We start from the raw sequence: 23,249 nt of genomic DNA, 5'->3' as shown, positions 1-23,249 counted from the left end.
GGGGGGGGGGTTTTGGGGGGTGGGGGGGGGGGGGGGGGGGGGGGGTGGGGGGGGGGGGGGGGCGGGGCGGGGGGGGGGGCCCCCCCGGGGCGGCCCCCCCCCCCGGCCCCGTTCCCCCCGGCCCCGATCCCCCCCCCGGGTCGCGCCCCTACGGCTACCGCATCGCCCGCACATGCCCCCCGACCGACTTCGACCACTCGTGGCCGTCTGTCGCGTCCCAGTTGGTGGACCAGGCCATGGCGCCGCGCAGTCCCGGATACGTCTTCGCGGGCTTGAACTTCCCGCAGCCGGTGCCCTTGGACAGGCAGTCCAGGGCGTTGTTGACGACGGCGGGCTTGACGTAACCGGCCTTCTCGTTGCGCTTGTTGGTGGGCAGGCCGAGGCCCACCTGGGACGGGTCGAGGCCGCTCTCCAGCTGGATGCACGCGAGTGCGGTGATGAAGTCGACGCTGCCCTGCTGGTACGTCTCGCCGTCGCAGCCCTTCATGGAACCCGAGTTGTAGTACTGGGTGTTGACGACGGTCAGGAACTCCTTGGTGTTGAGCGCGGTCTTGAAGTAGTCGCTGTCCGGCGACTGCATGTCCACCGTCTGCGGGGCCATGGTGACGACGAGCTTCGCACCGGCCTTCTGGTGCAGGGCCTTGAGCGAACGGGTCATGTACTCGGCGCTGAGACCGTTCTCCAGGTCGATGTCGACACCGTCGAACCCGTACTCCTTCATCAGCGCGAGCACGGAGTCGGTGAACCGCTTCGAGGTCTCGCCGTCGTCGACCTCCACCTTGCCGTCCTCCCCGCCGACCGAGATGATCACGGACTTTCCGGCCTTCTGCTTGGCCTTGATGTCGGCCTTGAACTCCTCGACGGTGTACCCGCCGAGCGCCTTGGAGTTCAGCGTGAACCCGACCTGTCCGCGCTCGCCCGCCAGGTCGGCGAAGGAGACGGCGATGATGTCGTACGCGTCGGAGACATCGCGGAGCTTCTCGACCGCGGCGCCGTTGGTGAAGTTCTGCCAGTAACCGGTCAGGGCGTGCGCGGGCACCTGGGGCGCGCCGACCGCCTTGCGGGCCGGGGTGGCCGCCCCGGTGGCGTTGCCGCCCGTGCCCGACCCGCCGTCGTCGGGGGACGAGCACGCACCGAGCGCCCCGGTGATCAGGACGGCGGCCGCCGTGCCGCGCGCGAACCGGCTGCGGTTACGGGAAGTGCTGAGCACGTGCTGTCTCCAGTCGGGGGTTGCGTTACGAGAGGTACGTAGCCAGTGGATCACGAACGTCCATTGTCGACCGCTTTTGGCCCCGGTCGCCGAAGAATGGCCCGAAACCCTCTCCCGCAGGGGCCAAGCGGAACGGATGATCACAAGCGGTAGTGCCGCAGTGACATGCGGTCGCCGTGATCCACGCCGGACAAACGGAGCGAATACCTCGCTTTCGGAAGATCAACTGCCCTGCGAGCCGGGTGAGTTGAGGGGCGTACGGGATCCAGGGAAGCTGTTCTCTACCACGAATGACGTGGCTAAAGTGCTGATGCACCACGTGAGAGCGGGGAACGGGCGGGCGACGGGGAGCGGGGACAGACACGTGCCGACAGCGATAGCCGTGACCAGCGCGGACCTGGTGCTGCCGCCGACCGACCACCAGACACCGACCGCGATCCTCCTCCAGGGCCCCGGTGCCCAGTCGCTGGACGCGGCGCTGGCCGAAATGAACGTCACCCTGGAGCGGCACGGCTATGTGGTCGCCCTTTACCCGGCCTCCCTGCCGGCCGCCCACGAACGCAGACTGCACACGGTCCGCTCGGTGCTGGAGACCGACCGCATCGCCCTGCTCAAGCTGGACCTGCCGCCGCTGGGCATCGCCGTACTCGCCCGCCAGCTGCGCCAGCTCTCGGTCTGCGACTTCAGCGCGGGCGTGATCGCCTCCGCGGCCCGGCTGCTCTCGCACTACGTGTACGCGGGCGCGCTGCTCAGCTCCGTCACCAAGCTGGACCGCGTCCCTGTCACCCTGAAGTCGCACGCGAAGTCGTGGATGCCGGGCGCGCAGTTCGCGGTGGCGGCCAACCCGGAACCGCAGCTGATCAAGGTCGGCGGCGAGGAGTCCCTGACCGGCCCCGAGTTCTCCACCCGGCTCGCCGTGGCCCAGGGCCAGCTGACCTCGCCGTGGGTGACCGAGACCCTCGCCGCCGGCTGGCAGGTCCAGGGCGTCGAGGAGACCGGGCTGCCGGCCGGGTCGCCCGCCTGGTGGGGGACGTCCAAGCTGATCGAGTTCGCGGCCTTCCTGCCGGACATCTCGGTCCTCTACCAACTGGTCTCCTCGGTGCGCCGCGAGCAGTGCCACTGGTGCGGAATCCAGCTGATAGGAGACCGCTGCGGCTTCTGCTCCGCCCCGGTGGCCCCGGCCGAGAACGCGCCGCGCGCCGCCGGCGCCCTGAACCGCGGGTCGACATAGCCCCGGGCCGGCCGCGTACGCCCCCCGACGTCCCGCCGCCCGCGCACCACCGCGCTCACCGTCCGTCGACCCACCCCCGGGTCCCACGTTCCTGATCGAGGTAGCCCGCCCCATGAACTCACGTCAGCGCCGCGGCATCGTTCTGCTGCTCCTGTCGGTCCTGTGCGCCATCGGCGCGTTCGTCGGCGTGCTCTCGGTGATCCGCGACGTGAACTCGAAGGTCGGCCCCGAGGTGACGGCGTACCGGCTGAAGGGCGACGTGGCCCCGTACAAGGCCCTGAACGACGCCCAGTTCGAAAAGATCCAGGTCCCGAAGCGATGGCTGTCCGAGAACGCGGTCACCGACATCTCGGAGATCAGGGGGAAGATCGCGGTCACGCAGCTCAGGGGCGGCTCGCTGCTCCAGACGGACATGATCGTAAAGAAGCCCGAACTGAGCGCCGGGGAGCAGGAGATCGCCATCATGATCGACGCTGCGACAGGTGTGGCGGGCAAGATCAACCCCGGGACCCGGGTCAACATCTACGCGACCTTCGAGGGCAAGGAGAAGACCGAGGCGGACCAGTCGCGGGTGATCGTCGCGGGTGCGCGGGTGCTCGACGTCGGCAAGATCACCGCTCTCGACCCCTCGAAGGAGGACCGCAACCGCGCCAACACGGACGCGGTTCCGATCACCTTCGCCCTCAGCACCCTCGACGCCCAGCGCGTCGCCTACGCCGAGTCGTTCGCCAAGCACGTCCGGCTGGCCCGGGTCGCCGACGGCAGCGACCCGAACGTCACTCCGCGGGACCGTACGTACACGCTCAACGGGGACAAGTAGTGATCCGCAGCCACGCAGCCACCCGGGGCCGACTCCCCGGGGACCAATCAGTGAGGACGGCAGCCGCATGACGACGCGTATCCTCCCGGCGGTGGGCGACCCGGACGCCGCCCGAGCCGTCATCACCCTGCTCAGCCAGCTCCCGGACGCGGAACCCGCCTCACCCGCGCCCGACTCGACCTCGCTGCTCGACACGCTGTCCCGGCTGGCGGGGGAGTCGCTGGACGAGCTCCCCGAGGTGGTGCTGGTCCACGAGCGCATCGGCCCGGTGCCCGCGCTGGAACTGATCCGCGAGGTGGCATTGCGCTTCCCCGCGGTCGGAGTCGTACTGATCTCGGCGGACACGAGCCCGCAGGTGTTCACGGCGGCGATGGACTCAGGTGCGCGGGGCATGATCGGGTTGCCGTTGGGTTATGAGGAGCTGGCGGCGCGGGTGCACAACGCCGCTTCCTGGTCCGTGGGCGTACGACGCCATCTGGGCGCCGGCCCGGACGTCTTCTCAGGTCCGGGCGGCACCGTCGTGACCGTGACCGGCGCGAAGGGCGGCATGGGGGCGACCCTGACCTCTGTCCAACTCGCCCTGGCGGCGCGGGCGTCCGGAAGGTCGGTCGCCCTGGTCGACCTCGACCTCCAGTCCGGGGACGTCGCCTCCTACCTCGACGTGCAGTTCCGGCGTTCGATCGTCGACCTCGCCGGAATCTCCGACATCTCGCCCCGCGTCCTCCAGGACGCCCTCTACACCCACGCCACCGGCATCGCCCTGCTCCTGGCCCCCGCCGAGGGCGAACGCGGCGAGGAAGTCAGCGACCGGGTGGCCCGCCAGGTCGTCAGCGCGCTGCGCAGCCGGTACGAGGTGGTGGTCGTCGACTGCGGAACCCAGATGAACAGCGCCAACGCGGCAGCCGTCGAGATGGCCGACCAGGCCCTCCTGGTCGTCACCCCCGACGTGGTCGCCGTACGCGCCGCGAAGCGCATGGTGCGGCTCTGGGAGCGGCTCCAGATCCGCAAGGCCGAGGAAACGACGACCGTCGTCAACCGCCACACCCGCAACGCCGAGATCCAGCCGTCCCTGGTCGAGCGGATCACCGGCACCAAGGTCGCCCGCAGCTCCGTCCCCTCCCACTACAAGGAGCTCCAGTCCGCGGCCGACGCGGGCCGCCTCCAGGATCTGGACAGCCGCAGCACGGTCAAGCAGGCTCTGTGGGCACTGGCGGGTGAGCTCGGCCTGGTGAAGTCGGCGGAGACGGGCAAGGGCGGACACGGCGGCCGGATGCGCAGCGACCGCGGCTCGGTCGGGCTACGGGGCCTCAGAGCCCGTACGAAGAGCGACAAGGGCGCGCTCACCGTCGAACTCGCCGGCATGGCACCGCTGATCCTGTTCGTGCTGGTGCTCCTCTGGCAGTGCGTGCTGTGGGGCTTCACCTTCACGCAGGCGGGCAACGCGGCGGACGAGGGCGCACGGGCGGCGGCCGCCGCGTACGCCTCGGGCGGTGACGGGCAGGCGGCGTGCCAACAGGCGGCCCTGCGGAACGTGGCCACGAGCTGGCGGGCGGGCGCAGACGTGGGATGCCAACCCGCCCCCGCCGGCGGGGTCGTGACATCGACCGTGAAGCTCAGGACCCCGATGCTCTTCCCCGGGGCGGTCAACCTCCCGTGGGACGTCACCGGCAACGGCGGCGCGGCCAGCGAGGAGGCCCCGCAATGAGCATGCCGTCCGTGCGCACGACGACGCGCCGGCCGCGGCTGCGGGACGCCCTGCGTACCCGGAGCCGCCGGGACCGAGGTTCGTCGATCCTGGAGTTCACCGGTTTCCTGCCGATCCTGCTGATCGTGGCCGTCGCAGTCATCCAGCTGGGACTCATCGGCTACGCGGGCTCGCAGGCGGGCACGGCGGCGAGAGCGGCCGCGCGGGCCGCGTCCCTGGAACCGGGCACCGGGGAGGCCGCAGGCATGGCCTCGATCAGCGGCTGGATGCGGGGACGCGCCACCATCTCCGCCCCCGACGGCGACTCCGTCGTCGGCACGGCCACCATCCAGGTCCCCTCCGTCTTCCCCGGGGTCAACCTCTTCGGCCCGGTGACCCGCACCGTCACGATGCCCAGCGACGACCGTACCTAGCAGCAGTCCGAGCCAGGGCCCCGAGCCCGTCAGCACGCACCCGCACACGTACCAGAAACGGACCCACATGAGCCTGCGGCAACGAATCGCCGCCCCCGAGGAGCACGGCGGGGGGCGGGAGGACGGCCACCTGGTCGCCACCTACCGGGCGAAACTGCTCGAAGAGATCGACCTCGCCGAGATGTCCTCCCTCGCGGCGGCCGAGCGCCGGGCCCGCCTGGAGCGCGTGCTCGGCCACATCATCAGCCGTGAAGGCCCGGTCCTCTCCACCTCCGAGCGCTCCCAGCTGATCCGCCGGGTCGTCGACGAGGCCCTCGGCCTGGGTGTCCTCGAACCGCTCCTCGAAGACGCCTCCATCACCGAGATCATGGTGAACGGCCCCGACTCGATCTTCGTCGAGCGCGCCGGGCGGGTGGAACAGCTGCCCATGCGGTTCGCCTCCAACGAGCAGCTCATGCAGACCATCGAGCGCATCGTCTCCACCGTCAACCGCCGGGTGGACGAGTCGAATCCGATGGTCGACGCCCGCCTGCCCTCCGGCGAGCGCGTCAACGTCATCATCCCGCCGCTCTCCCTCACCGGCCCCACACTCACCATCCGGCGCTTCCCGAAGGCTTACCGGCTGGACGAGCTGATCGCGCTCGGCACCCTGGACCACCAGATGCTGATGCTGCTGTCCGCGTTCGTCCGGGCCCGCTTCAACCTGATCGTCTCCGGCGGTACGGGTTCGGGGAAGACCACGCTCCTGAACTCCCTCTCCGGTCTCATCCCGGAGCGGGAGCGCATCATCACCATCGAGGACGCCGCCGAGCTCCAGCTCCAGCAGGCCCACGTGATCCGTCTCGAAACCAGGCCGGCCAACGTGGAGGGCAAGGGCCAGATCACCATCCGCGACCTGGTCCGCAACTCACTGCGTATGCGCCCCGACCGCATCATCGTCGGTGAGGTCCGAGGCGGCGAGACGCTCGACATGCTCCAGGCCATGTCCACGGGCCACGACGGTTCGCTCGCCACCGTCCACTCCAACAGCGCCGAGGACGCGCTGATGCGTCTGCAGACACTCGGTTCGATGTCGGAGGTCGAGATTCCCTTCGAGGCGCTCAAGGACCAGATCAACAGCGCCGTCGACGTCATCGTGCAACTCGCCCGGCTGCCCGACGGCTCGCGCAAGATCAGCGAGATGGCCATCCTCGTCTCGCACGGCCGCGAGCAGTTCCAGATAGCGACCGTCTCCCGCTTCCTCGCCCAGCCCATGAGCGCGGACCGCCTCGTCCACGGGTACTTCGAGCACCTGCCGCTGCCGCGCCGCGTGGCGGAACGGCTGTACCTCGTGGGCGAGACCGTCCCGCCCGCGTTCGGCGTGGTCAACGACCAGGATTCCCTCTATCTGCGAGAGGCCCGGTAGGTACGGTCATGGACAACCCCGCAACGCTGGCGACGGGCGCGACACTGCTCTGCTGCCTCCTGGCGATACTCGGCATCCACACCTACACCTCCGGCCGTGCCCAGCGTGCCGCCCTGGAGGACCGCCTCGTCCTCACCACGGGCCACTCCTCGGGGCGCCGCCGCAACTTCGCGGCCGTCGACCGCAGACTCCGCAAGACCGCGCTCGGCAGGAGACTTCAGCTCCGCCTCGCCGCGACCGGCCTCGACCTGACCCCGGGCGAGTTCTTCGTGTACGTACTGGGAGGCGTCGCCGCGCTGTGGCTGATCGCCTCCTCGGTCCTCGCCCCGTTCTTCGGCCCCGTGGCAGGGCTGGTGGCGATCTGGGCGGCCAACACCTTCCTCAACTGGCAGCGGCAGAAGCGCATCGAGGCGTTCATCAACCAGCTCCCCGACCTCTCCCGCATCCTCGCCAACGCGACCGCGGCAGGTCTCGCGCTGCGGACCGCCCTGGGCATGGCGGCGGAGGAGCTGGAGGCCCCGGCGGGCGAGGAACTGGCGACGGTCGCCAGCCAGTTGGCGGTCGGCCGGTCCATCGACGACGCCCTGGGTGAACTCGCCGAACGTCTGCCGTCCCGCGAACTCGTCGTACTCGTCACGACGCTGGTGCTCTCCAACCGCGCGGGCGGCACCGTCGTCGGATCGCTGCGCAACCTCACCGAGACCCTGGAGGAGCGCAAGGAGACCAGGCGCGAGGTCCGCACGATGCTCTCGGAGGTCAACGCCACCGCGTACACGATTCCGCTGCTCGGACTCGGCGCGATGATCATGCTGAACAGCATGACGCCAGGCTCCCTCGCCAAGATGACCGGCAACCCGATCGGCCAGGCCGTCGTCATCGTCGCCATCGCCCTCTACGCACTCGGATTCATCGTGATGCGCCGTCTCGGCAAGATCGAAGTCTGAGGGGCTGGACGGACATGATCGGACTGCTGCTCGCGCTGGCCCTGGCCCTGAGCGTCACCGGCGTCATCCAAGGGATCCGGATGTACCGGGCCGAGGCCAAGGTGCCCGGCGACCTCGCCGTCGCCCTGGAGGTCGGCGCGTCCCGCGTGTCCGCCAAGGACTCACTGATCGACCGCTTCGGCATCCGCTTCGCGCCCTCGGTGCTCAGGGCGATGGGCCCCGCCATGGTGGACAAGAAGCGTCGCAAGATCGACATGGCGGGCAACCCCGGTGGACTCACCGTCGACCGCTACGCGGCCCGCCGTGCCTCGTACGGCATCTTCGGCGTCGTCACCGGATTCCTGCTGCTCATCAACGGGATGACGCTCTTCGCGGTCTTCGCCCTGGCCTACGGCTGGTTCGCCGCGGACGCACTGATCTGGCAGGCGGTCCGTGCCCGCAAGGACGTCATCGAACGCACCATCCCCGACTTCCTCGACGTCCTCGCGGTCGTCGTGAGCGCGGGACTCGGCTTCCGCCAGGCCCTGGACCGGGTGGCCGAGAAGTACGAAGGGCCCTGGGCCGACGAACTGCGCATCACCCTGCGCCAGATGGACATGGGCGTCAGCCGCCGCCAGGCCTTCGAGGAACTGCGCAGGCGCAACGAGTCGGAGCAGGTCTCCCAGTTCGTCACCGCTCTCCAGCAGGGTGAGGAGCTGGGTTCGCCCATCGCCGAGACCCTCATCCAGATCGCCAACGACATGCGCCGCACCGACGCACAGAACTCACGGCGCCGCGCGGCCAAGGCCATCCCCAAGACGACGGTCGTCACCCTCACCTTCATGATCCCGGCGACCCTGATCCTCATCGTCGCGAACATGTTCCTCGGGTCCGACGCCGACTTCGGTTCCCTCTTCAGCGGATGACGGCGATGTCCCCACCGAGCCTCCGTAGCGGCCTCCGCAGCAGGGCCGGAGTGTTACTGGGCGGCGTCCACAGCCAGGAGCCCACCCCGGCCTCCGCCCTGGCCGAGGACGCCCCCGCCCCGAGCATCCGCATCCAGACCAACGCGCTCCAGGCCCTCTGCCGCCAGGTCTTCGGCTTCCGGCTCACGATGATCGCGCTGGGTGCCCCCTTCGCCCTGGGACGCGCCGACGGGCACTTCGGTGTGGCCCTCGTCGGGGCGGCGGTGGTGGTCAGTTTCGTCGGCTCCTACGCCATGCTGCGCGACTGGGAGACCTTCGCCCCGCTCCTCATCAAGTACCGCTCGCTGATGGCCGCCGACCTCGCCTTCGGCTCCGTACTCCTGCTGACGGCCTCGCCCGACTCCGCGCTCGGCTACGCAACGGTCTGCACCCCGCTCCTGGCCGGACTGCTGTACGGGTGGCGGGGCGCCGGCGTCTTCGCCGTCGTACAGATCCTTCTGCTCGGGGCGGCGTACGTGGCGTGGGAGAGCAGGATGGCGGGGCCCGCCAGCACCCTGCTGATAAGCGCCTTCTGTGTGGCGGCCGGAGTCGTCGGAGTGACCCTGCGCAACCTCATGTTCCGCTTCGGCGAGGCGACCCAGGCCCTCTCGGAGGCGAAGGCGCGGCTCGCCGTCACGGACGCGGTGGAGGAGGAACGGGCCCGTCTCGCCCGCGAGATGCACGACTCGGTGGCCAAGACCCTGCACGGCGTCGCCCTGGCCGCCGAGAGCCTCGCCACCTCGGCCGACCGCATGGACCCGATGACGGTGAAGCACCAGGCGGGCATGGTGGCGCGCTCGGCCCGCCGAGCGGCGGCGGAGTCCCGCGAGATCCTCTCCGACCTGCGCCGCCGCGCGGACTACGAGGAGCGGGGTGTGGACGTGGCGGACGAGCTGGCCTCCCGGGTGAAGGACTTCACCGCGAGGACCGGCGTCCCCGCGCGGCTGGTCCCGTTGGGCACCGCCGCCACCCCTCCGGTCCCGCACGCCGTGGCCCGCCAGCTCGTCACGGTCGCCACCGAGGCGATGGAGAACAGCCACCGCCACGCCCGCCCGGAGCACGTCACCGTCGAGCTCGGCACCGTCGACGGCACGCTCCGCATCAGCGTCGTCGACGACGGTAGGGGCCTGCCGCCCGGACTCCAGCTGGACGAGCTGCGCAGGGCCGGCCACTTCGGCCTGGTCGGGATGGTGGAGCGGGCCGCGGGCATCGGCGCCCGCATCCGCATCGGCCGGGGCAGCGGTGAACGTGGCACGGAGGTACGCCTGGAGCTCCCGGTCTCGGCGTTCTCGGCCCTCAGCACCCCCACCGCGCCACCGGAACCCATGCCCTCGCATGCGGATCACGCCCCTGATCTCTCTCACCCTGGCCAAGCCCCCGACCCCTCGCACCCGGACTAGTCCTGTCGCACGTCGCCCCCGCCCCCAACCCCCGAGAGGAGGCCGCACCATGTCGGAAGCACGCCACGAACGCACCTCGTCCCACCCAGGCCCCCAGGCCGCGTCGACGCACATGTCCCAGCACACGTCCTCGCACACGGTCGAACCGCGCTCGGAACACACTCCCCACGGGACCGCCGTCCCTGCCCTTCCGCCGGAGGCGGCGTTCCAGACCCCTTTCCCACCCGACCCCACGGACCCCTTCACTCCGCGGCCCGCCCTGCGGGTGGTGATCGTCGACGACAACCCGGTCGTACGGGCAGGCCTGACCGCCCTCCTGGACTCCCGCGCCGACGTCGACGTGGTCGCCGAGGCCACCGACGGCCGCCAGGCACTCGCCGCGGCTCAGCACTTCCGCCCGGACGTGGTCCTGCTCGACGTGCGGATGCCGGGCGTGGACGGCCTGTCCGCGCTGCCGCACCTGGTCAAGGTGGCACCGGTGATGATGCTGACGTACAGCCGGGAGAACGAGATCGTGCAGGAGGCCCTGCGACTCGGAGCGGGCGGCTATGTCGTGCACGGCGAGTTCACTGCCGAGCAACTGGTGGGCGCGGTACGGGACATCAAGGAGGGAAGGGCCCACTTCACGGCGTCGGCACAGAACGCCTTGCTGGCTCATATGCGGGCCGACACCGGAGCGGCGTCACTGCCGGAAGGGCTGGGGTCGATGAACACGACGGGCGTCCCGCCGACAGGCCGTAGTGCGACTGCACATACACGGCAGGGTGGCAACTCGGGTCCAGATGTCTCAAGTTCCTCACATCGTGGGCAGACTCCTTCGCACCTGCAACCAAGCATGCCACAGTACCCGTTGGAGCACGAGCGGCAGGCGTACGGGCTGAGTGCGAGGGAGGTGGAGGTCATGGATCTCATAGCGGCAGGCATGAGCAACCAGCAAATCGCCGCCACCTGCTTCATCAGCGAGAAGACGGTCAAGAACCACATCAACCGCATCTTCGCGAAACTGCACAGCACGGCGCGGAGCGAAGCGATCGCCAGGTGGGTGGGCACGGCGAGGAGTGGTCGACGGGGCTTCGGGGGAGGGGGGACCGGCCGTGACTGAACCTGGACTTTGGGCCCGGAGATGGGCCCACGGACCCTCCGTGGAGCGACTGCGCCGGGAGTACGTTGCCGGCAGATCGAGCGACCGCACGGACCAAGAAACGCACGCCGAACTCGGAGGCCGTCCCCATGGCGCAGGACATCACGAACAAGGCAGCAGCGAAGGCAGTGGTCGCGGTCGGACAGTGGCGCGACACGGTTGTCGACCGGATGCACAAGAAGGCGGACCGGGGCGCGAGCATCGTGGAGTACGCGGGGCTGGTGGTGATCATCGCGTTGATTGTGGTGGCGGTGCGGGGGACGAATCTGGGTGCAACGATTTCAGCCGCTCTCACGGCGGCTGTTGGGCGTATCACCGCTGGCTGAGGCGCGTCCACCAGAGCGGTGACCGAGGGCAGACCCTTCCCATGTACGTGGTGGTGGTGGGGGGTCTGCTCTTTCTTGCGTTCGTGTACTTCGCCTTCGCCCAAGCCGCGGTGGCACGGAACGGTGGCCAGTCCGCTGCCGACGCGGCGGCGTTGGCTGCCGCTCAGGATGTACGGGACGAGCTGACCCAGGGGTTCTTCGACGACATTGCCAACCCCGAAACCCTGGCGGATTGGCTGGATGCGAAGGGCTTCGAGGGAAGCGGGGAAGGTGCGGCCGCACAATTGGCTGCGTCGAACAGATCGGACCTATCCGGAATTCAGTTTGCCTGGGTGCAGGGTGACCCTGCCTTCACGGCGAATATCGAGACGCAGTACACGGTTGGAAAGTCACTCCTCCCCGGTACGGAGGGAACCCATGCACGTGCACATGCGACAGCAGTCATCGAACCCCTCTGTGCGATTGCTCCTGATGCGGACCTGGCGAAGCTGGTCGTCATTGACTGCAGGGGTAGCGGCGTCTGGGAATTAGATCCGAAGGACATCGCTGACGTAGACCCAGGAGCCTTGCCCAAAGCGAAAGATCTCTTCTCGGTGCACCTCGCCGAGGGCCAGTGAATGTCTAGAAGAAGGAAGAGTTCCCGATGACCATGTGGCGCACCACGAAGGCCCGAACGGCACTGACCGCTTTGGCGATCACGACTGGCTTGGCCCTCACGGTGGCCGGTTGTGGAGGTGATGGTGGGGGCGGGGATGCAAACCCTCCTGCGAACTCGCAGCCACCGGCCAAGGGTGACGGGAAGGAGCCCAATTCACAGGCTCCTACGACCCCGGCGGCGGAGGATACGGTCCTGGCTGAAGTCAGGGGCGCGAACAGCATCACTCTCACTGTTAACTCAGCTATCCGTGACCAGGGTGGATTCCTCACCCTGGGGGGAAAGGTGAGAAACGGGGGAAGTGCGCATTGGGCTGCTCCTAACTGGCAGGGTACCGAAACGGAGCTTGCCTCTAATGGGCCTTCCGTGGCGGGGGCTTCATTGACGGACAAGCAGGGAAAAAAGAAGTACCTAGTCCTCCGCGACACTGATGGCCGGTGCTTGTGCACCAGTTTTGGTGTCGGTGTGGCGGCCAATCAGGAGAGTGCATGGTTCGCCCAGTTCCCCGCTCCACCAGCGAGCACGAAGAGCGTGGACTTCCAGGTTGGTGACATGCCACCGGCCACCATCGAGATCTCGGACGGGGAGTAGCCGTGTCCTTCGCCAATTCTCGAAGTCGACCAAGGGTGCGGGGTACGGCCTCGTGCGCCGTTGCCTCAATGATCGTGGCACTGGGGGGCACGAGCGCAGCCGCTGATCCGGGTCCGAACCCCAGCGTCCCCCCTGGCAGTGTTACCTCGGTTGAGGCTCCCGAAGTGGACGCCAACGCCCCCGGCCTGAAGCTCGCGGGCGGCGCAACTTTGGCCCCCGCTCGGGTCCTCGACATCAAGTCCGTCGTCGAAGACACGGGCGGCGAAGAACGTCGCGAAGACACCAACTCCGACGTCAAGTTCGCGCTGCAGGCCGAGGTCCTGTTTCCCAAGGACAGCGACAAGCTCAACGCCGCCGCCTCGTCCCGGATCAAGGCCATCGGGCAGGAGGCCATGACCAACAAGGCGACCAAGATCCGTGTTTTCGGGTTCACCGACAACCTCGGCTCGTACGAGCACGGTGCCAAGCTCTCCAAGAAGCGCGCCGACATGGTTCAGCTGGAGCTGACCAAGACCCTCGGGTCCAACGTCACCTTTGAAGTGCGCGGGTACAGCGAGGACTACCCCATTGCCGACAACGCCACCGAAGAGGGCCGCAAGAAGAACCGCCGCGTCGAGGTCACCTTCCCGCGCGGCGACGCCCCCAACGCGGGTACCAACCCGGGTTCAGGCGCCTGAGCCGCCCGCCCGTGTGCCCGTCACGAAGGACGCCTTCGTGACGGGCTCCGCCGTCAACGCGGCAGATTCACCCATGACTTGACCCCCCGATGTGGCGGCAACGCGTCGCACACGTCCCACTCGCCGCCCCAGTCCTCGACCGCCTCCGCCAGCAGCCACAGCGCCCTTCGTCGGCGTACGAAGCAGAGCGACGCGGCGTCCGGATCGGCATGGGGCGGGTGCTGGTCCCACACGATCAGCCGTAGGGCGTCGGCGCGGTGGCGCAGCGAGACGTACAGGTCGGCGTCGCAGGTCAGCCGGCTCGCCACGGCGATGAGCTCGGTCGCGGCGAGGGCCGTCACCGGGCCGTACCCGTCCAGGTGGTGGGCGTGCAGGGCCGCGCGGACCGCGGTCCGTACGATCCCGGCGCTGCGAGGTTCCCCCCGTACGGTCAGGCTGAGCGCGAGTCCGTCGGCTTCGTCGTACGTGGTTCTGGCTGGCACCGCCTCCGGGCGTGCGGTGGCCGGGCAGAGAATGGCGCTCGACGTCATGGCTGAACTCCCTTGTTCGTGCAGGCTGTTCGGCTGACACCTGGTACGCCGTTGAGCAGTGGCCTGTCTCCCTGGCACGAGACCGCCCCTCCCAGGGAAAGGAGACCGCGGGCAGGCTCGCGCGATGCACTTCCAACTCGACTGCGTAGTCGGTGCACTACTGACTGTAGGGTGATGCGGGATCAATTGACCACCCAATCCCGGATTTGTGTCACCCGATGGTGCACAACGCGACTGTGGGCACGGCAGACTGCCGGAAGAAGTCCGAGGAAGGGAGCAGGATGTCCGCGAGAACCTCACCGACCGAACGACAGAAGCGACTTGGCAGCGAAGTGCGCAAGATGCGGCTCGCAGCCAACGTGTCGGCGGAGACCGCAGCCGGCTTGCTGGGCGTCGACCGTTCCAAGGTCTCCAACATCGAGCAAGGGATCAGGGCGATCAGCGAGGAGCGGCTGCGCACGCTCGCCTGCAACTGTGACTGCGCCGACGCGGCATACCTCGAAGCGCTGGTGGACATGGCACGTCCGCGTGCCAAGAGTTGGTGGGACCGCTACCGGGGCTCGCTGCCTGCGGCCCTTCTGGACATCGCCGAGCTGGAAGCGCATGCGACGCGAATGCGTTCCGCGCACTCGGTGCACATCCCGGGCATCCTGCAGACCAGCGACCACGCCATGGCGGTGTTCCGGGTCGTCGTCCCGCAACTTCCCGCGCACGAGGTGGCGTTGCGGCTCGCTTACCGCGTGGAGCGGCAGCAGGTGCTGAACGGGAGTACCGCTACCGCGTACATCGGTGTCGTGCACGAAGCCGCTCTACGCATGCAGTTCGGCGGACGAAGGGTGGCCCGCGCACAGCTTGAGCATCTGCTCGTACTGTCGGAGCGGGACAACATCACGTTGCGCGTGATCCCCTTCGACGCCGGGGCGTTCCCCGGAGCCGGGCAGACGGTGAACTATGCGGAAGGTCCCGTGCCGCAGCTGGACACCGTGCAGATAGACAGCACACACGGACCCGAATTCCTCTATGGCGACGCGCAGCTCGCGAAGTACCGTGCCCATCTGGACTGGATGGAAGACCTCGCCCTGTCGCCGGAGAAGTCGCGGGGCTTCATCCACGCCGTCGCCCGTGAACTGTGAGGAGAGTGCCCGTGCCGGACATCGAGTGGGAAGAACCGTACTGCGGCGAAGGCGCGAGCTGCTTCCGCCTCGGCACCGACACCGCCGACAACGCCTACATCGCCGTCCTCGGCGCGGAGGACGCCCCCCTCACCGACACCCGGGAAGCCCTCCGCAACCTCATTCGCGACATCAAGGCCGGCAAGGCGGACCACCTGCTCTGAGGTGGCCCGCCCGCTCGTCATCCGCCCGTCAGCCCATGCTCTTCTGACCGTCCACGGTCTCGCGGATGATGTCCGCGTGGCCCGCGTGCTGGGCCGTCTCCGTGGCGACGTGCATCAGCACCTGGCGGGCCGACCAGTGCTTGCCCGGCTCGTTCCACGGGGCGGGCGGCAGCGCGTGCTCGGCGTTCAGGTCCGGGAGGCTGACGACGAGCTCGTCGGTCTGGGCGGCGACCTTCTCGTACTCGGCCAGTACGCCTTCCAGCGTCTCGTCGGGGAGCAGCAGGAACCCGTTGGCCCGCGCCGCCCAGTCCTCGTCCGTCATCTTGTTGAAGTCGCCCATCGCCGAGGGGCCTTCCAGGATGAACCGGCACCAGTTCCTCTCGACCTCGGTGACGTGCTTGATGAGGCCACCCAGACACAGTTCGCTGGCGGTGGGCCGCAACCGGGCCTGCTCGTCCGTGAGGTTCTGGGTGGTGAGCCGCAGGAAGTGCCGCTGCTTGGCGAGCACCTCCAGCAGGTCGGCGCGTTCGCGGCTGACGGCCGGGGTCGTCGTGGCGGCGGAGTGGAGGGGGGCCTGCTCGTTGTCGGTCATGGCGCCTGCCTTCTGTCGCTGTCGTCGTCCTGTTTCCCTCGGACAAGGAGCACAGTAGGGGGCGTATAGGTCAGTCCCCGTCCTAGATGAGCAAGCGGATGTGCAAATTCCCGTTGTTCGTCCGGCACTTGTGCGTCATAGTCGGTCCGGCGTCGACCGGGGAGGTCGACTCTGTTCCTTTATAGCCTGGAAATGGGACTTACCATGAAATTGAGAAACGCGCTCCGTGCCACCGCAGGGCTGACTGTCGCAATGGGCACAATGCTGGCTCTGGGGGCCTCTCCGGCATACGCGGCGGACCGGACGGTGAACTTGAACAATCGCGGTTACGTCAAGCACGTCGATGACGGTGACAAGTTCGTGGTCTGTGACACCAACGCCGACGGCCACGGCGTCCAGGCCACGTTGTACCGCTACTCCAGCGGTGGTGGCGTGGCGATCACCACGATCACCGACGGCGGCGACTCCACCTGCGACTATCAGACGTACAACATCAAGGGCCAGACCAAGTACTACCTGGAGATCTGCTGGAGCATTCCCGGCGGTGAGTGCGCGAAGTCCGGCCTCTTCAGCGAGAGCTGAGCCGGCTGGACTGAGCAGGCGAGAGCCAAGAGCGCGGACGGTAGCTGGAAATCATTGGTGAATTGCGGGGCCAGGTAATTCTTCCGGCCTCGCAATTCGTCCGCGCGGGGCGGCGGAGGGGCGTAACGACAACAGTCGCGGGGCCGAGGGAGCGGGCGGGTCGGGCAGACCGGTTAACTGATCGTTTCAGAATGAGGTTCGGAGCCGTCGCAAGCAGATGATGCTGCAAGCGAGTTGGAGGAGCCCCAGGTGCAGATCGGCGCGTATCTCGTAGCGGATTCGGAGCCGCTTGAACTGATGGAGCCAGGCAAAGGTTCGCTCGACGACCCAGCGGGTCTTGCCGAGGCCGGATCCGTGGGAGGCCCCGCGCCGGGCGATCTTTGGTGTGATTCCCCGCGCCTGGAGGAAGCGGCGATACTTGTCGAAGTCGTAGCCGCGGTCGGCGAACAGTCGGGTCGGTCGGTGGCGGGGCCGCCCGCGCACTCCACGGATGCGGGGAATCGCGTCCAGCAGGAGCATCAGCTGGGTGACGTCGTGCCGGTTTCCGCCGGTCAGCGAGACCGCCAAGGGGGTGCCGTGCCGGTCGGTGATTATGTGGTGCTTGCTGCCCGGACGCGCGCGGTCAACTGGCGAAGGCCCGGTGTGAGGCCCCCCTTTGAGGGCTCTGACATGTGAGCCGTCGACCGCTGCATCATCCATGTCCAGAAGACCCGACGTCCGCAGTTCCGCCAGGAGAATCGCGTGCAGGCGGGGCCACACACCGGCCTCGGTCCAGTCCCGCAACCGCCGCCAGGCCGTCACCCCGCTGCATCCGACCCGTTCCGCGGGGACATCCGCCCAGCTCACGCCCTTGCGCAGCACATAGACGATGCCACGCAGGGCCACCCGGTCATCCACCGGCAGGCGACCGGGATACCTCCGGCGCCGTGGCAGACGCGAAGGCAGTAGCGGGGCCACACGTTCCCACAGGTCATCAGGCACAAGATCATCCGACATCTGTGCAACTCTGCCCGCCACCGGGCCAACTGCCGAGCCGCACAAACGAACTCATTCCGAAACGACGCGGTACTGATCCACCAGTCGCCTTTCAGGCGGGCGGCCGGGTTGCTTCCGGGTGAGGTCCGGGGGCGGACCGGTAGGCTGGCGGTGCGGGCTGCTCGATGGGAGCGGGGCGTTCGGCAGCCGGGGAAGCGGTGACACGGTGGGGCAGGACGCACGTCTGGCCGCTGTACTGGCCGCTCTGGTCTCGCCGGGTTCTGGCGAGCTGGTGGGCGGGGACCCGCAGATGTGCGCGACGGTCCTGGGAGTGGACGGGGTTGCGGTCTCGGTCCTCACGGACACGGATGGGTTCGAGCGGGTGTGGTCGAGCCCGGGGACCAGTTCCCTGCTGGAGGATCTCCAGTTCACGGTCGGTGAGGGCCCGGGGGCGGACTCCGCCCGCTCCCGCTCTCTTGTGCTGGTCCCCGACCTTGCCATGGTGCCGGCCGGGCGGTGGCCGTTGCTGCTGCCGGCCGTGCAGGAGCTGGGAGTGCGGGCGGTGTTCTGCTTCCCGCTGCGGATCGGAGGGGCATCTCTCGGGGTGTTCACCGTGCAGCGTAGCTCTCGCGGCCCGCTGACGCTGGCGCAGATCGACAGTGCGCTGATTCTGGGAGCCACGCTCACCGCGGTGCTGCCCCGGAGAGCGGCCCCGGGCCATCCCTTCATGCAGCAGGAGGGCACCGGGGGCGGGCTGCACCGGGCGGCGATCCATCAGGCCACCGGCATGATCAGTGTGCAGGCGTCCCTCTCGCTGGACCAGGCACTGGCCCTGCTGCGCGCCCATGCCTACCGGCGGGAGAGGCCGCTGGAGGACGTGGCCGATGAAGTGGTGACACGGCGTTTGCATTTCCGGGACACTTACGAGGGGACGGCACTTCCGTCCCAGACAGAGGGATGACGGCGATGAGCAGCCAGCAACGCGTGATGGACATCCTGGTCGAAGCCGTGGACACCCTGACCCACGACTTCGACCTGATCGACTTCCTGCACCGGCTCAGCACCCGCTGCGTGGAGCTCCTCGACGTGGACGCCGCAGGGGTGCTTCTGGTCGATGAGTTCGGCCAGCTCCAGCTGATCGCCGCCTCCGACGAGCGCACCCGGCTCCTGGAACTCTTCGCGCTCCAGCACGAGCAGGGCCCCTGCGTCTCCTGCTACCGCACCGGGCAGGGCCAGCTGAACATCGACCTCACCTCGCCCGTTGCCACCGCTGGCTTCGGGCCCTTCGCGCAACGGGCCCGCGAGCGCGGCTTCGTCCGCACGCACGCCCTGCCCCTGCGGCTGCGCGAGGAGGTCATCGGTGCCCTCAACCTCTTCAGCACCCGCCCCGAACGCCTGAGCGCCCAGGACCTCACCGTCGGCCAGGCCCTCTCCGACGTGGCCACCATCGCCATCCTCCAGCAGCGCACCATCGCCCGCGGCGACATCGAACGCGCCCAGCTCCAATCCGCCCTGCACTCGCGCATCGTCATCGAGCAGGCCAAAGGCATCCTCTCCGAACGCCAGTCCATCGAGCTCGACGCCGCGTTCGACGCCCTGCGCAGCTACGCACGCCACCACCAACTCCGCATCACCGACCTCGCCTCCCAGATCATCGACAACGATCCGCCCCGGGACTTCCCCCTGCCGCCCCGCCCCTGATCCCACCCCCCAGCAGCACCCCGCCGTCGCCCCCCGGCACTCCGCCGGACCACGTGCCCTCTTGTGCCCTGCACACCCACCACCCCCGCCCGTACGACAGGTACCTGCTGGAGGGCGCGGGTACTGCGGCTTGTTCGCGCCTGTCCACCGTCGCGGGCACGGCTACACTCCGGACAAGGTGCATTCCGACCGCGCCCGGCTGGGGCGGCGGCGGTTGTGAGCACCTGCTGGCCCCCTGCCCCGGGGCCGGCCAACCGACCACTGTGAAAGGTCGGAGCCACCTCACCGAGAAGGCGGCTCCCGCCGCGTCCACGGCCGGTCCAGGCCCGGGGAATCCTCCCGCACACCCCGCGCCCCGGCAGAAGACGCCCACAGCGGGGGCGGCGGCGAACCCAAGCGGGGGCGCCGCCCCCGCAGTGGCAGAGTGCAGGCCAGACCCACTGCTACCGGAGTGACGGGAGTGACGTACGCGGTTCCAGCAGCGTGCATGAGCGTCATCGAATTCGAATCTCATTCTGAAATGATCAGTAAGGTCAGCGGGTTCGTTCGATGATTCCGGGGGGAATCCATGTTCCGTACCCTGCCGCGCCGTGCCGCGGTCCTCACCGCCGCGCTCGCCGCGCTCACCGTCTCGTGCGCGCCGAACACGCCGGAGCCGCATCGCCTGGTGGCGGGCGCCGCCTCCGGGCCCAGCGTGCCGGCGGGTGACGCGGTTCTCCCGGCCGAGACGCCCGACGCGGCACCGGCCGACGCGTCAGGGGCCGCAGGGAACTCCGACGCGGCCGGGACGTCCGGCGCGATGACGCCCGGCCCCGAACTGGTCCGCGACGCCTTCGCCGGGCTGCAGGCAACGCTCTACGACTCGTGCGGTGACCCCGGCAACTGCTCCTACTTCCTCAGCAGGGTCTACGAGGAACTGCACGGCCTGGACGAGGCCATGAAGGCCGACGCCAAGGGGCCGGGCCACTTCCCCGAGCCGATCGCCTGGATCAAGGAGCTCGACGCGAAGCTGGGCGGCGACCTCGGCTTCGACAACCTCAAGAAGCACCAGAAGCTGCTGACCGGCACCCGCGACAGGATCAACACGTGGATGCAGGGCCACCCCGACGACTACCGCTGAGCTGCTCACCGGCAGCGACAGCGGCGGTGTGCGTCGGCGCCGGAGGGGGGAGGCGGCCGTGCCCGGCCGCTACCCGGACGGCCGTTGGTGTTCCGTCAGGGCCTGGCCGATCTGGTGCGTGGTCTGGGCCGCCACGCGCGGGTGCGTCGCCGCGTAGGTCGTGTACGCGTTGAGCCCGGTGGCCAGCGCCCAGCCCGCCCCGCGCGCCCAGGTCGCGTCGTCCGTGCCCAGTGCCGTACGGAACGCGGCGCGGTCGCTTGCGTCGAGCAGCGTGTACGCGATCATCAGGTCGCGGGCCGGGTCGCCCATTCCCAGGCCGCCGAAGTCGATGACGGCGCTGGGCCGCCCCGCGGCGTCGGTGAGCAGGTTCCCGGTGTGGAAGTCACCGTGGAACCAGACCGGTGCGGCGGACCTGGCGGGAGCGTTCAGGGCCGCCTCCCACACTGCCGTCATGGCGTCCGCGTCGAAGACCTCCGCCGTCGCGGCGATCGCCTCCCGAGTGTCCTGGTCGCGCTCGTGCAGGGGTTCCTCGGCGAGCTCGGGGTGCGGACCGGGCAGCTGGGCGGTGGCCGGGACGATCGACTGGAGCGCGGTCAGGAACTCCGCCAGGCGGGCGGCCGTTGACGGGTACCGGGCCGGGGTGTCACGCGTCGCGACCTCGCCTTCGAGCCACCGCGTGACCGACCACTCGTACGGGTAGCCCAGCTCGGGGGAGGGCCGGCCGAGCCCTAGCGGTACGGGAACGGCCAACGGCAGCTCGGGCGCCAGCAGGGGCAGCCAGCGTTGCTCCTTCGCCGCCTGCCCTGCGGCCCACCGGCCCCGCGGCAGACGCACTGTCATGGCGCCGCCCAGCCGGAAGATCACATTGTCGGAACCGGCGGGCTCCAGGAGGGTCAGGGGGAGGTGGGCCCACGCCGGAAACTGCTCCGCCAGCAACCGCGCGGCCAGCGCCCGGTCGACACGGGGAGTGGCGGGCGCGGGGACGGGTGTGTGGGTGTGGGCGGGGACGAGCGGGTGGGCGAGGGCGCCCGGGGGTGGCTTGGGCGGCTGCTCGCCGCCGGTGCTCAACACGTACGTGTCCCTTCCGGGCCCGCCGGCGGGGTGCGAACGGGCAACGGGCCTCATCACAGCACCACGGCTGCCACCCGTCGACCGATATTCGGCGGCGGACCGTCCACCGGTATGCGGCAGCGGCCCGTCGACCGATACTCGGCGGCGGCCCGTCGACCGGTATGCGGCAGCGGCCCAGTGACCGATACTCGGCGGCGGTCCGGCGACCGGTACTCGGCGGCGGCCCGTCCACCGGTATGCGGCAGCGGCCCGTCGACCGGTATTCGGCGGCGGCCCGGCGACCGGTATGCGGCGGCGGACCGGCGACCGATATTCGGCGGCGACCGGCGACGGCCGCCGCCCCCCCTCCCGCGGAGAGGCGGCGCCGCTGTCGGGAGCGGCCGGTCCGTGGGGCCCGGCCGCGGCCCCTACTTCCCGCCGAGTGCCTGACCCAGCCGCTCCGCCTGGTCGGCCGTGAACTTCTCCAGGCCCTCGGTGTCCTTGCTGCGGTACTCCTGCGAAACCGCCACCACCACCGTGCCCACCCGGAAGTGCACCACCCGCAGCGCGCTGTCGTCGCTCTCGCCCGACTTCACGTACGCGGAGGCGTTGCCGATCTGCGGGCCCTCCTCCTTCGTCGCGTCCTCGGCGAGCTTGGTCTCCTCGGCGTAACCCGCCTCGGCCGCCGACTTGCTGCCGTACGCCTTGAAGCTCGTACCGACCAGGGCGCCGGAGCCGTCGGTGTAGTTCCCCACGCCCTCGAAGGTCAGCCCGTCGCACGGGCCGTCGCAGGCCGCCCGCTGTGCCTTGATGCCGCCGTTGTCGCCCTGGGCGTCCTCCGCCCAGCCGGACGGCAGGTCCTTGGCCCGGAGCAGCGCACCGTCGAGGGACTTGACGTCCTTGAACGGGGTCTGCGGGTCCGGGAGCCCGGGCCGGCCGCCGCCCGCCGCCGACATCCCGGCGCCCTCGTTCTTGCCGCCGTCCGCTCCGGTCGCGCCGTCGCCGCTGCCACCGCACGCCGACACCGTCAGCAGCAGAGCGACCGAGGCCGCCCCCAACCAAACTCTCCGGGAGCCCATCACACGTACCTCTTCATCTCTCCACCAAAGACATCCACCGCGCAACTTACACAGCCGGGCACGGAGGAGGCGTCCGGAGCCCGCTGTTCGTACTATCGGGTCCATGACCGCAGAATCCGAAGGATCCGCCGGAGTCCCCGCCGTACGCCGCCCGTTGCGGGCCTCCGACGCCGACCGGGAGGCCGTCGTCGAACAGTTGCGGGAGGCGACCGCCGAGGGCCGGCTCGACCTGGAGGAGCTGGACGAGCGGCTCGGCCTCGCCCTGGGCGCCAAGACCGTCGCCGAGCTGGAACCGCTCACCGAGGACCTGCTGCCCCAGCCCATGTTCGGCCCGGCGGCCGGGGAGCCGCTGGTCCTCAAGGGCGGCATGCACTCCGCCCAGCGGACCGGCAAGTGGCGGGTGCCCGCACGGATCGTCGCGCACGGCGGCATGGGCGGTGTCCGCATCGACTTCACGCAGGCCGAGGTGCGGGTACGGGAGATCGAGGTCGAGGTGTACGGCGAGATGGCCGGCGTCATCATCGTCGTGCCGGAGGGGTGGGCCGTGGACGCCGACGGGGTCGACCCCGGCATGGGCGGCTTCCGCAACCGCACCTCCGGCGAGCGCCTGCCCGGTGCACCGCTGCTGCGGATCGTCGGCACGGGCGGCATGGCGGGCGTGGTGGTCCGCCACCCGAACCGCTGGGAGCGCCGCAAGCTCCGCCGCGCACTGGAGAGTTGATTCCGGCAGGAGCGGTAGCCGTACGAGGCCGGCACTCCGGGGTGAGTCCCGTGCACGGTGACATCCCCGCCCGGGACCGATCGCTCCCGGGCGCCGACCGC

25 protein-coding genes are annotated in these 23,249 nt (G+C 69.5%); 19 read left to right on the top strand and 6 right to left on the bottom strand.

Annotated elements, in window-relative coordinates:
- Positions 1 to 154: 154 nt before the first annotated feature.
- Entirely contained in the window at positions 155 to 1,210 is a 1,056-nt protein-coding gene (locus ACIQM4_RS07115; protein WP_401587156.1) for a chitinase, read from the bottom strand.
- Positions 1,211 to 1,592: 382 nt separating this feature from the next.
- Here ACIQM4_RS07115 and ACIQM4_RS07110 point away from each other — a divergent pair, with 382 nt between their 5' ends.
- The 12 genes from ACIQM4_RS07110 (at position 1,593) to ACIQM4_RS07055 (ending at position 13,462) form a co-directional block, all read left to right on the top strand.
- Positions 1,593 to 2,441 (top strand): hypothetical protein, encoded by an 849-nt coding sequence (locus tag ACIQM4_RS07110; RefSeq protein ID WP_401588170.1) that lies wholly within the window; start codon positions 1,593 to 1,595, stop codon positions 2,439 to 2,441.
- 112 nt (positions 2,442 to 2,553) lie between these two features.
- Entirely contained in the window at positions 2,554 to 3,261 is a 708-nt protein-coding gene (cpaB, locus tag ACIQM4_RS07105; protein WP_401587153.1) for a Flp pilus assembly protein CpaB, read from the top strand.
- 67 nt (positions 3,262 to 3,328) lie between these two features.
- Positions 3,329 to 4,966: a CpaE family protein gene (locus tag ACIQM4_RS07100; RefSeq protein ID WP_401587151.1), complete on the top strand. Its 1,638-nt coding sequence runs from the start codon at positions 3,329 to 3,331 to the stop codon at positions 4,964 to 4,966.
- Positions 4,963 to 5,379, top strand: coding sequence for a TadE/TadG family type IV pilus assembly protein (locus tag ACIQM4_RS07095; RefSeq protein ID WP_401587149.1), 417 nt, complete (start codon positions 4,963 to 4,965; stop codon positions 5,377 to 5,379). The genes ACIQM4_RS07100 and ACIQM4_RS07095 overlap by 4 nt, the downstream gene beginning before the upstream one ends.
- Before the next feature lie 67 nt (positions 5,380 to 5,446).
- On the top strand, positions 5,447 to 6,784 hold the full coding sequence (locus tag ACIQM4_RS07090; RefSeq protein ID WP_401587146.1) for a CpaF family protein: 1,338 nt from the start codon (positions 5,447 to 5,449) through the stop codon (positions 6,782 to 6,784).
- An 8-nt stretch (positions 6,785 to 6,792) separates the two neighbouring features.
- Positions 6,793 to 7,728 carry a type II secretion system F family protein gene (locus tag ACIQM4_RS07085; RefSeq protein WP_401587144.1) on the top strand — a complete coding sequence of 312 codons (936 nt, stop codon included), beginning with the start codon at positions 6,793 to 6,795 and terminating at the stop codon, positions 7,726 to 7,728.
- Between the two features lie 14 nt (positions 7,729 to 7,742).
- Positions 7,743 to 8,633 carry a DUF5936 domain-containing protein gene (locus ACIQM4_RS07080; RefSeq protein WP_401587141.1) on the top strand — a complete coding sequence of 297 codons (891 nt, stop codon included), beginning with the start codon at positions 7,743 to 7,745 and terminating at the stop codon, positions 8,631 to 8,633.
- 5 nt (positions 8,634 to 8,638) lie between these two features.
- The gene (locus ACIQM4_RS07075; RefSeq protein WP_401588167.1) at positions 8,639 to 10,072 is read left to right on the top strand and encodes a sensor histidine kinase; all 1,434 of its coding nucleotides are present in this window, start codon (positions 8,639 to 8,641) and stop codon (positions 10,070 to 10,072) included.
- 49 nt (positions 10,073 to 10,121) lie between these two features.
- Positions 10,122 to 11,174, top strand: coding sequence for a response regulator (locus tag ACIQM4_RS07070; RefSeq protein WP_401587139.1), 1,053 nt, complete (start codon positions 10,122 to 10,124; stop codon positions 11,172 to 11,174).
- 128 nt (positions 11,175 to 11,302) lie between these two features.
- Positions 11,303 to 11,539 carry a hypothetical protein gene (locus ACIQM4_RS07065; protein WP_401588273.1) on the top strand — a complete coding sequence of 79 codons (237 nt, stop codon included), beginning with the start codon at positions 11,303 to 11,305 and terminating at the stop codon, positions 11,537 to 11,539.
- Positions 11,536 to 12,156, top strand: a complete 621-nt coding sequence (locus ACIQM4_RS07060) for a pilus assembly protein TadG-related protein (RefSeq protein ID WP_401588165.1) — start codon at positions 11,536 to 11,538, stop codon at positions 12,154 to 12,156. The genes ACIQM4_RS07065 and ACIQM4_RS07060 overlap by 4 nt, the downstream gene beginning before the upstream one ends.
- A 697-nt stretch (positions 12,157 to 12,853) precedes the next feature.
- Positions 12,854 to 13,462: an OmpA family protein gene (locus ACIQM4_RS07055; protein WP_401587136.1), complete on the top strand. Its 609-nt coding sequence runs from the start codon at positions 12,854 to 12,856 to the stop codon at positions 13,460 to 13,462.
- 53 nt (positions 13,463 to 13,515) lie between these two features.
- Here the strand turns inward: ACIQM4_RS07055 and ACIQM4_RS07050 are convergent, their stop codons facing one another.
- The gene (locus ACIQM4_RS07050) at positions 13,516 to 13,992 is read right to left on the bottom strand and encodes an ATP-binding protein (RefSeq protein ID WP_401587134.1); all 477 of its coding nucleotides are present in this window, start codon (positions 13,990 to 13,992) and stop codon (positions 13,516 to 13,518) included.
- A gap of 281 nt (positions 13,993 to 14,273) precedes the next feature.
- On the opposite strand from ACIQM4_RS07050, the gene ACIQM4_RS07045 reads away from it, so the two are divergent.
- Together ACIQM4_RS07045 and ACIQM4_RS07040 are read left to right on the top strand one after the other, a co-directional pair.
- A complete protein-coding gene (locus ACIQM4_RS07045) occupies positions 14,274 to 15,125 on the top strand; it encodes a helix-turn-helix domain-containing protein (RefSeq protein WP_401587131.1) in 852 nt (283 codons plus the stop codon).
- Positions 15,126 to 15,136: 11 nt separating this feature from the next.
- Entirely contained in the window at positions 15,137 to 15,328 is a 192-nt protein-coding gene (locus ACIQM4_RS07040; protein WP_401587128.1) for a hypothetical protein, read from the top strand.
- A gap of 28 nt (positions 15,329 to 15,356) precedes the next feature.
- Here ACIQM4_RS07040 and ACIQM4_RS07035 read toward each other — a convergent pair whose 3' ends face one another.
- Positions 15,357 to 15,920, bottom strand: coding sequence for a DinB family protein (locus ACIQM4_RS07035; RefSeq protein ID WP_401587125.1), 564 nt, complete (start codon positions 15,918 to 15,920; stop codon positions 15,357 to 15,359).
- Positions 15,921 to 16,226: 306 nt separating this feature from the next.
- Between ACIQM4_RS07035 and ACIQM4_RS07030 the strand changes: the two genes are divergently transcribed.
- Positions 16,227 to 16,502: a hypothetical protein gene (locus ACIQM4_RS07030; protein WP_401587123.1), complete on the top strand. Its 276-nt coding sequence runs from the start codon at positions 16,227 to 16,229 to the stop codon at positions 16,500 to 16,502.
- A 186-nt stretch (positions 16,503 to 16,688) separates the two neighbouring features.
- Here ACIQM4_RS07030 and ACIQM4_RS07025 read toward each other — a convergent pair whose 3' ends face one another.
- Positions 16,689 to 17,498 carry an IS5 family transposase gene (locus tag ACIQM4_RS07025; RefSeq protein ID WP_401587120.1) on the bottom strand — a complete coding sequence of 270 codons (810 nt, stop codon included), beginning with the start codon at positions 17,496 to 17,498 and terminating at the stop codon, positions 16,689 to 16,691.
- A 205-nt stretch (positions 17,499 to 17,703) separates the two neighbouring features.
- On the opposite strand from ACIQM4_RS07025, the gene ACIQM4_RS07020 reads away from it, so the two are divergent.
- From ACIQM4_RS07020 to ACIQM4_RS07010, 3 genes are all read left to right on the top strand, one after another.
- Positions 17,704 to 18,438, top strand: coding sequence for a GAF and ANTAR domain-containing protein (locus ACIQM4_RS07020; protein ID WP_401587117.1), 735 nt, complete (start codon positions 17,704 to 17,706; stop codon positions 18,436 to 18,438).
- A gap of 5 nt (positions 18,439 to 18,443) precedes the next feature.
- Positions 18,444 to 19,178, top strand: coding sequence for an ANTAR domain-containing protein (locus tag ACIQM4_RS07015; RefSeq protein WP_401587114.1), 735 nt, complete (start codon positions 18,444 to 18,446; stop codon positions 19,176 to 19,178).
- 568 nt (positions 19,179 to 19,746) lie between these two features.
- Entirely contained in the window at positions 19,747 to 20,298 is a 552-nt protein-coding gene (locus ACIQM4_RS07010) for a hypothetical protein (RefSeq protein ID WP_401587112.1), read from the top strand.
- Positions 20,299 to 20,367: 69 nt separating this feature from the next.
- Here ACIQM4_RS07010 and ACIQM4_RS07005 read toward each other — a convergent pair whose 3' ends face one another.
- Together ACIQM4_RS07005 and ACIQM4_RS07000 are read right to left on the bottom strand one after the other, a co-directional pair.
- Entirely contained in the window at positions 20,368 to 21,246 is an 879-nt protein-coding gene (locus ACIQM4_RS07005) for an aminoglycoside phosphotransferase family protein (protein ID WP_401588163.1), read from the bottom strand.
- 530 nt (positions 21,247 to 21,776) lie between these two features.
- Positions 21,777 to 22,406, bottom strand: a complete 630-nt coding sequence (locus ACIQM4_RS07000; protein ID WP_401587109.1) for a hypothetical protein — start codon at positions 22,404 to 22,406, stop codon at positions 21,777 to 21,779.
- Positions 22,407 to 22,530: 124 nt separating this feature from the next.
- On the opposite strand from ACIQM4_RS07000, the gene ACIQM4_RS06995 reads away from it, so the two are divergent.
- Complete coding sequence (locus ACIQM4_RS06995) at positions 22,531 to 23,148, top strand: DUF1707 domain-containing protein (RefSeq protein WP_401587107.1); 618 nt, start codon at positions 22,531 to 22,533, stop codon at positions 23,146 to 23,148.
- The last annotated feature ends 101 nt before the right edge of the window (positions 23,149 to 23,249 follow it).

The sequence above is a fragment of the Streptomyces sp. NPDC091272 genome (assembly GCF_044757485.1).
Classification (GTDB): Bacteria; Actinomycetota; Actinomycetes; order Streptomycetales; family Streptomycetaceae; genus Streptomyces.
Note: the sequence above shows the minus strand (reverse complement) of the source record. Positions and strands in the feature narration are given on the sequence as shown.

What these genes read in the sequence shown, in the direction of transcription:
- cpaB (WP_401587153.1), top strand. Translation starts at nt 2,554, where the DNA reads ATGAACTCACGTCAGCGCCGCGGCATCGTTCTGCTGCTCCTGTCGGTC.
- ACIQM4_RS07100 (WP_401587151.1), top strand. Translation starts at nt 3,329, where the DNA reads ATGACGACGCGTATCCTCCCGGCGGTGGGCGACCCGGACGCCGCCCGA.
- ACIQM4_RS07095 (WP_401587149.1), top strand. Translation starts at nt 4,963, where the DNA reads ATGAGCATGCCGTCCGTGCGCACGACGACGCGCCGGCCGCGGCTGCGG.
- ACIQM4_RS07090 (WP_401587146.1), top strand. Translation starts at nt 5,447, where the DNA reads ATGAGCCTGCGGCAACGAATCGCCGCCCCCGAGGAGCACGGCGGGGGG.
- ACIQM4_RS07085 (WP_401587144.1), top strand. Translation starts at nt 6,793, where the DNA reads ATGGACAACCCCGCAACGCTGGCGACGGGCGCGACACTGCTCTGCTGC.
- ACIQM4_RS07080 (WP_401587141.1), top strand. Translation starts at nt 7,743, where the DNA reads ATGATCGGACTGCTGCTCGCGCTGGCCCTGGCCCTGAGCGTCACCGGC.
- ACIQM4_RS07075 (WP_401588167.1), top strand. Translation starts at nt 8,639, where the DNA reads ATGTCCCCACCGAGCCTCCGTAGCGGCCTCCGCAGCAGGGCCGGAGTG.
- ACIQM4_RS07070 (WP_401587139.1), top strand. Translation starts at nt 10,122, where the DNA reads ATGTCGGAAGCACGCCACGAACGCACCTCGTCCCACCCAGGCCCCCAG.
- ACIQM4_RS07065 (WP_401588273.1), top strand. Translation starts at nt 11,303, where the DNA reads ATGGCGCAGGACATCACGAACAAGGCAGCAGCGAAGGCAGTGGTCGCG.
- ACIQM4_RS07055 (WP_401587136.1), top strand. Translation starts at nt 12,854, where the DNA reads ATGATCGTGGCACTGGGGGGCACGAGCGCAGCCGCTGATCCGGGTCCG.
- ACIQM4_RS07050 (WP_401587134.1), bottom strand. Translation starts at nt 13,992, where the DNA reads ATGACGTCGAGCGCCATTCTCTGCCCGGCCACCGCACGCCCGGAGGCG.
- ACIQM4_RS07045 (WP_401587131.1), top strand. Translation starts at nt 14,274, where the DNA reads ATGTCCGCGAGAACCTCACCGACCGAACGACAGAAGCGACTTGGCAGC.
- ACIQM4_RS07035 (WP_401587125.1), bottom strand. Translation starts at nt 15,920, where the DNA reads ATGACCGACAACGAGCAGGCCCCCCTCCACTCCGCCGCCACGACGACC.
- ACIQM4_RS07025 (WP_401587120.1), bottom strand. Translation starts at nt 17,498, where the DNA reads ATGTCGGATGATCTTGTGCCTGATGACCTGTGGGAACGTGTGGCCCCG.
- ACIQM4_RS07015 (WP_401587114.1), top strand. Translation starts at nt 18,444, where the DNA reads ATGAGCAGCCAGCAACGCGTGATGGACATCCTGGTCGAAGCCGTGGAC.
- ACIQM4_RS07010 (WP_401587112.1), top strand. Translation starts at nt 19,747, where the DNA reads ATGTTCCGTACCCTGCCGCGCCGTGCCGCGGTCCTCACCGCCGCGCTC.
- ACIQM4_RS06995 (WP_401587107.1), top strand. Translation starts at nt 22,531, where the DNA reads ATGACCGCAGAATCCGAAGGATCCGCCGGAGTCCCCGCCGTACGCCGC.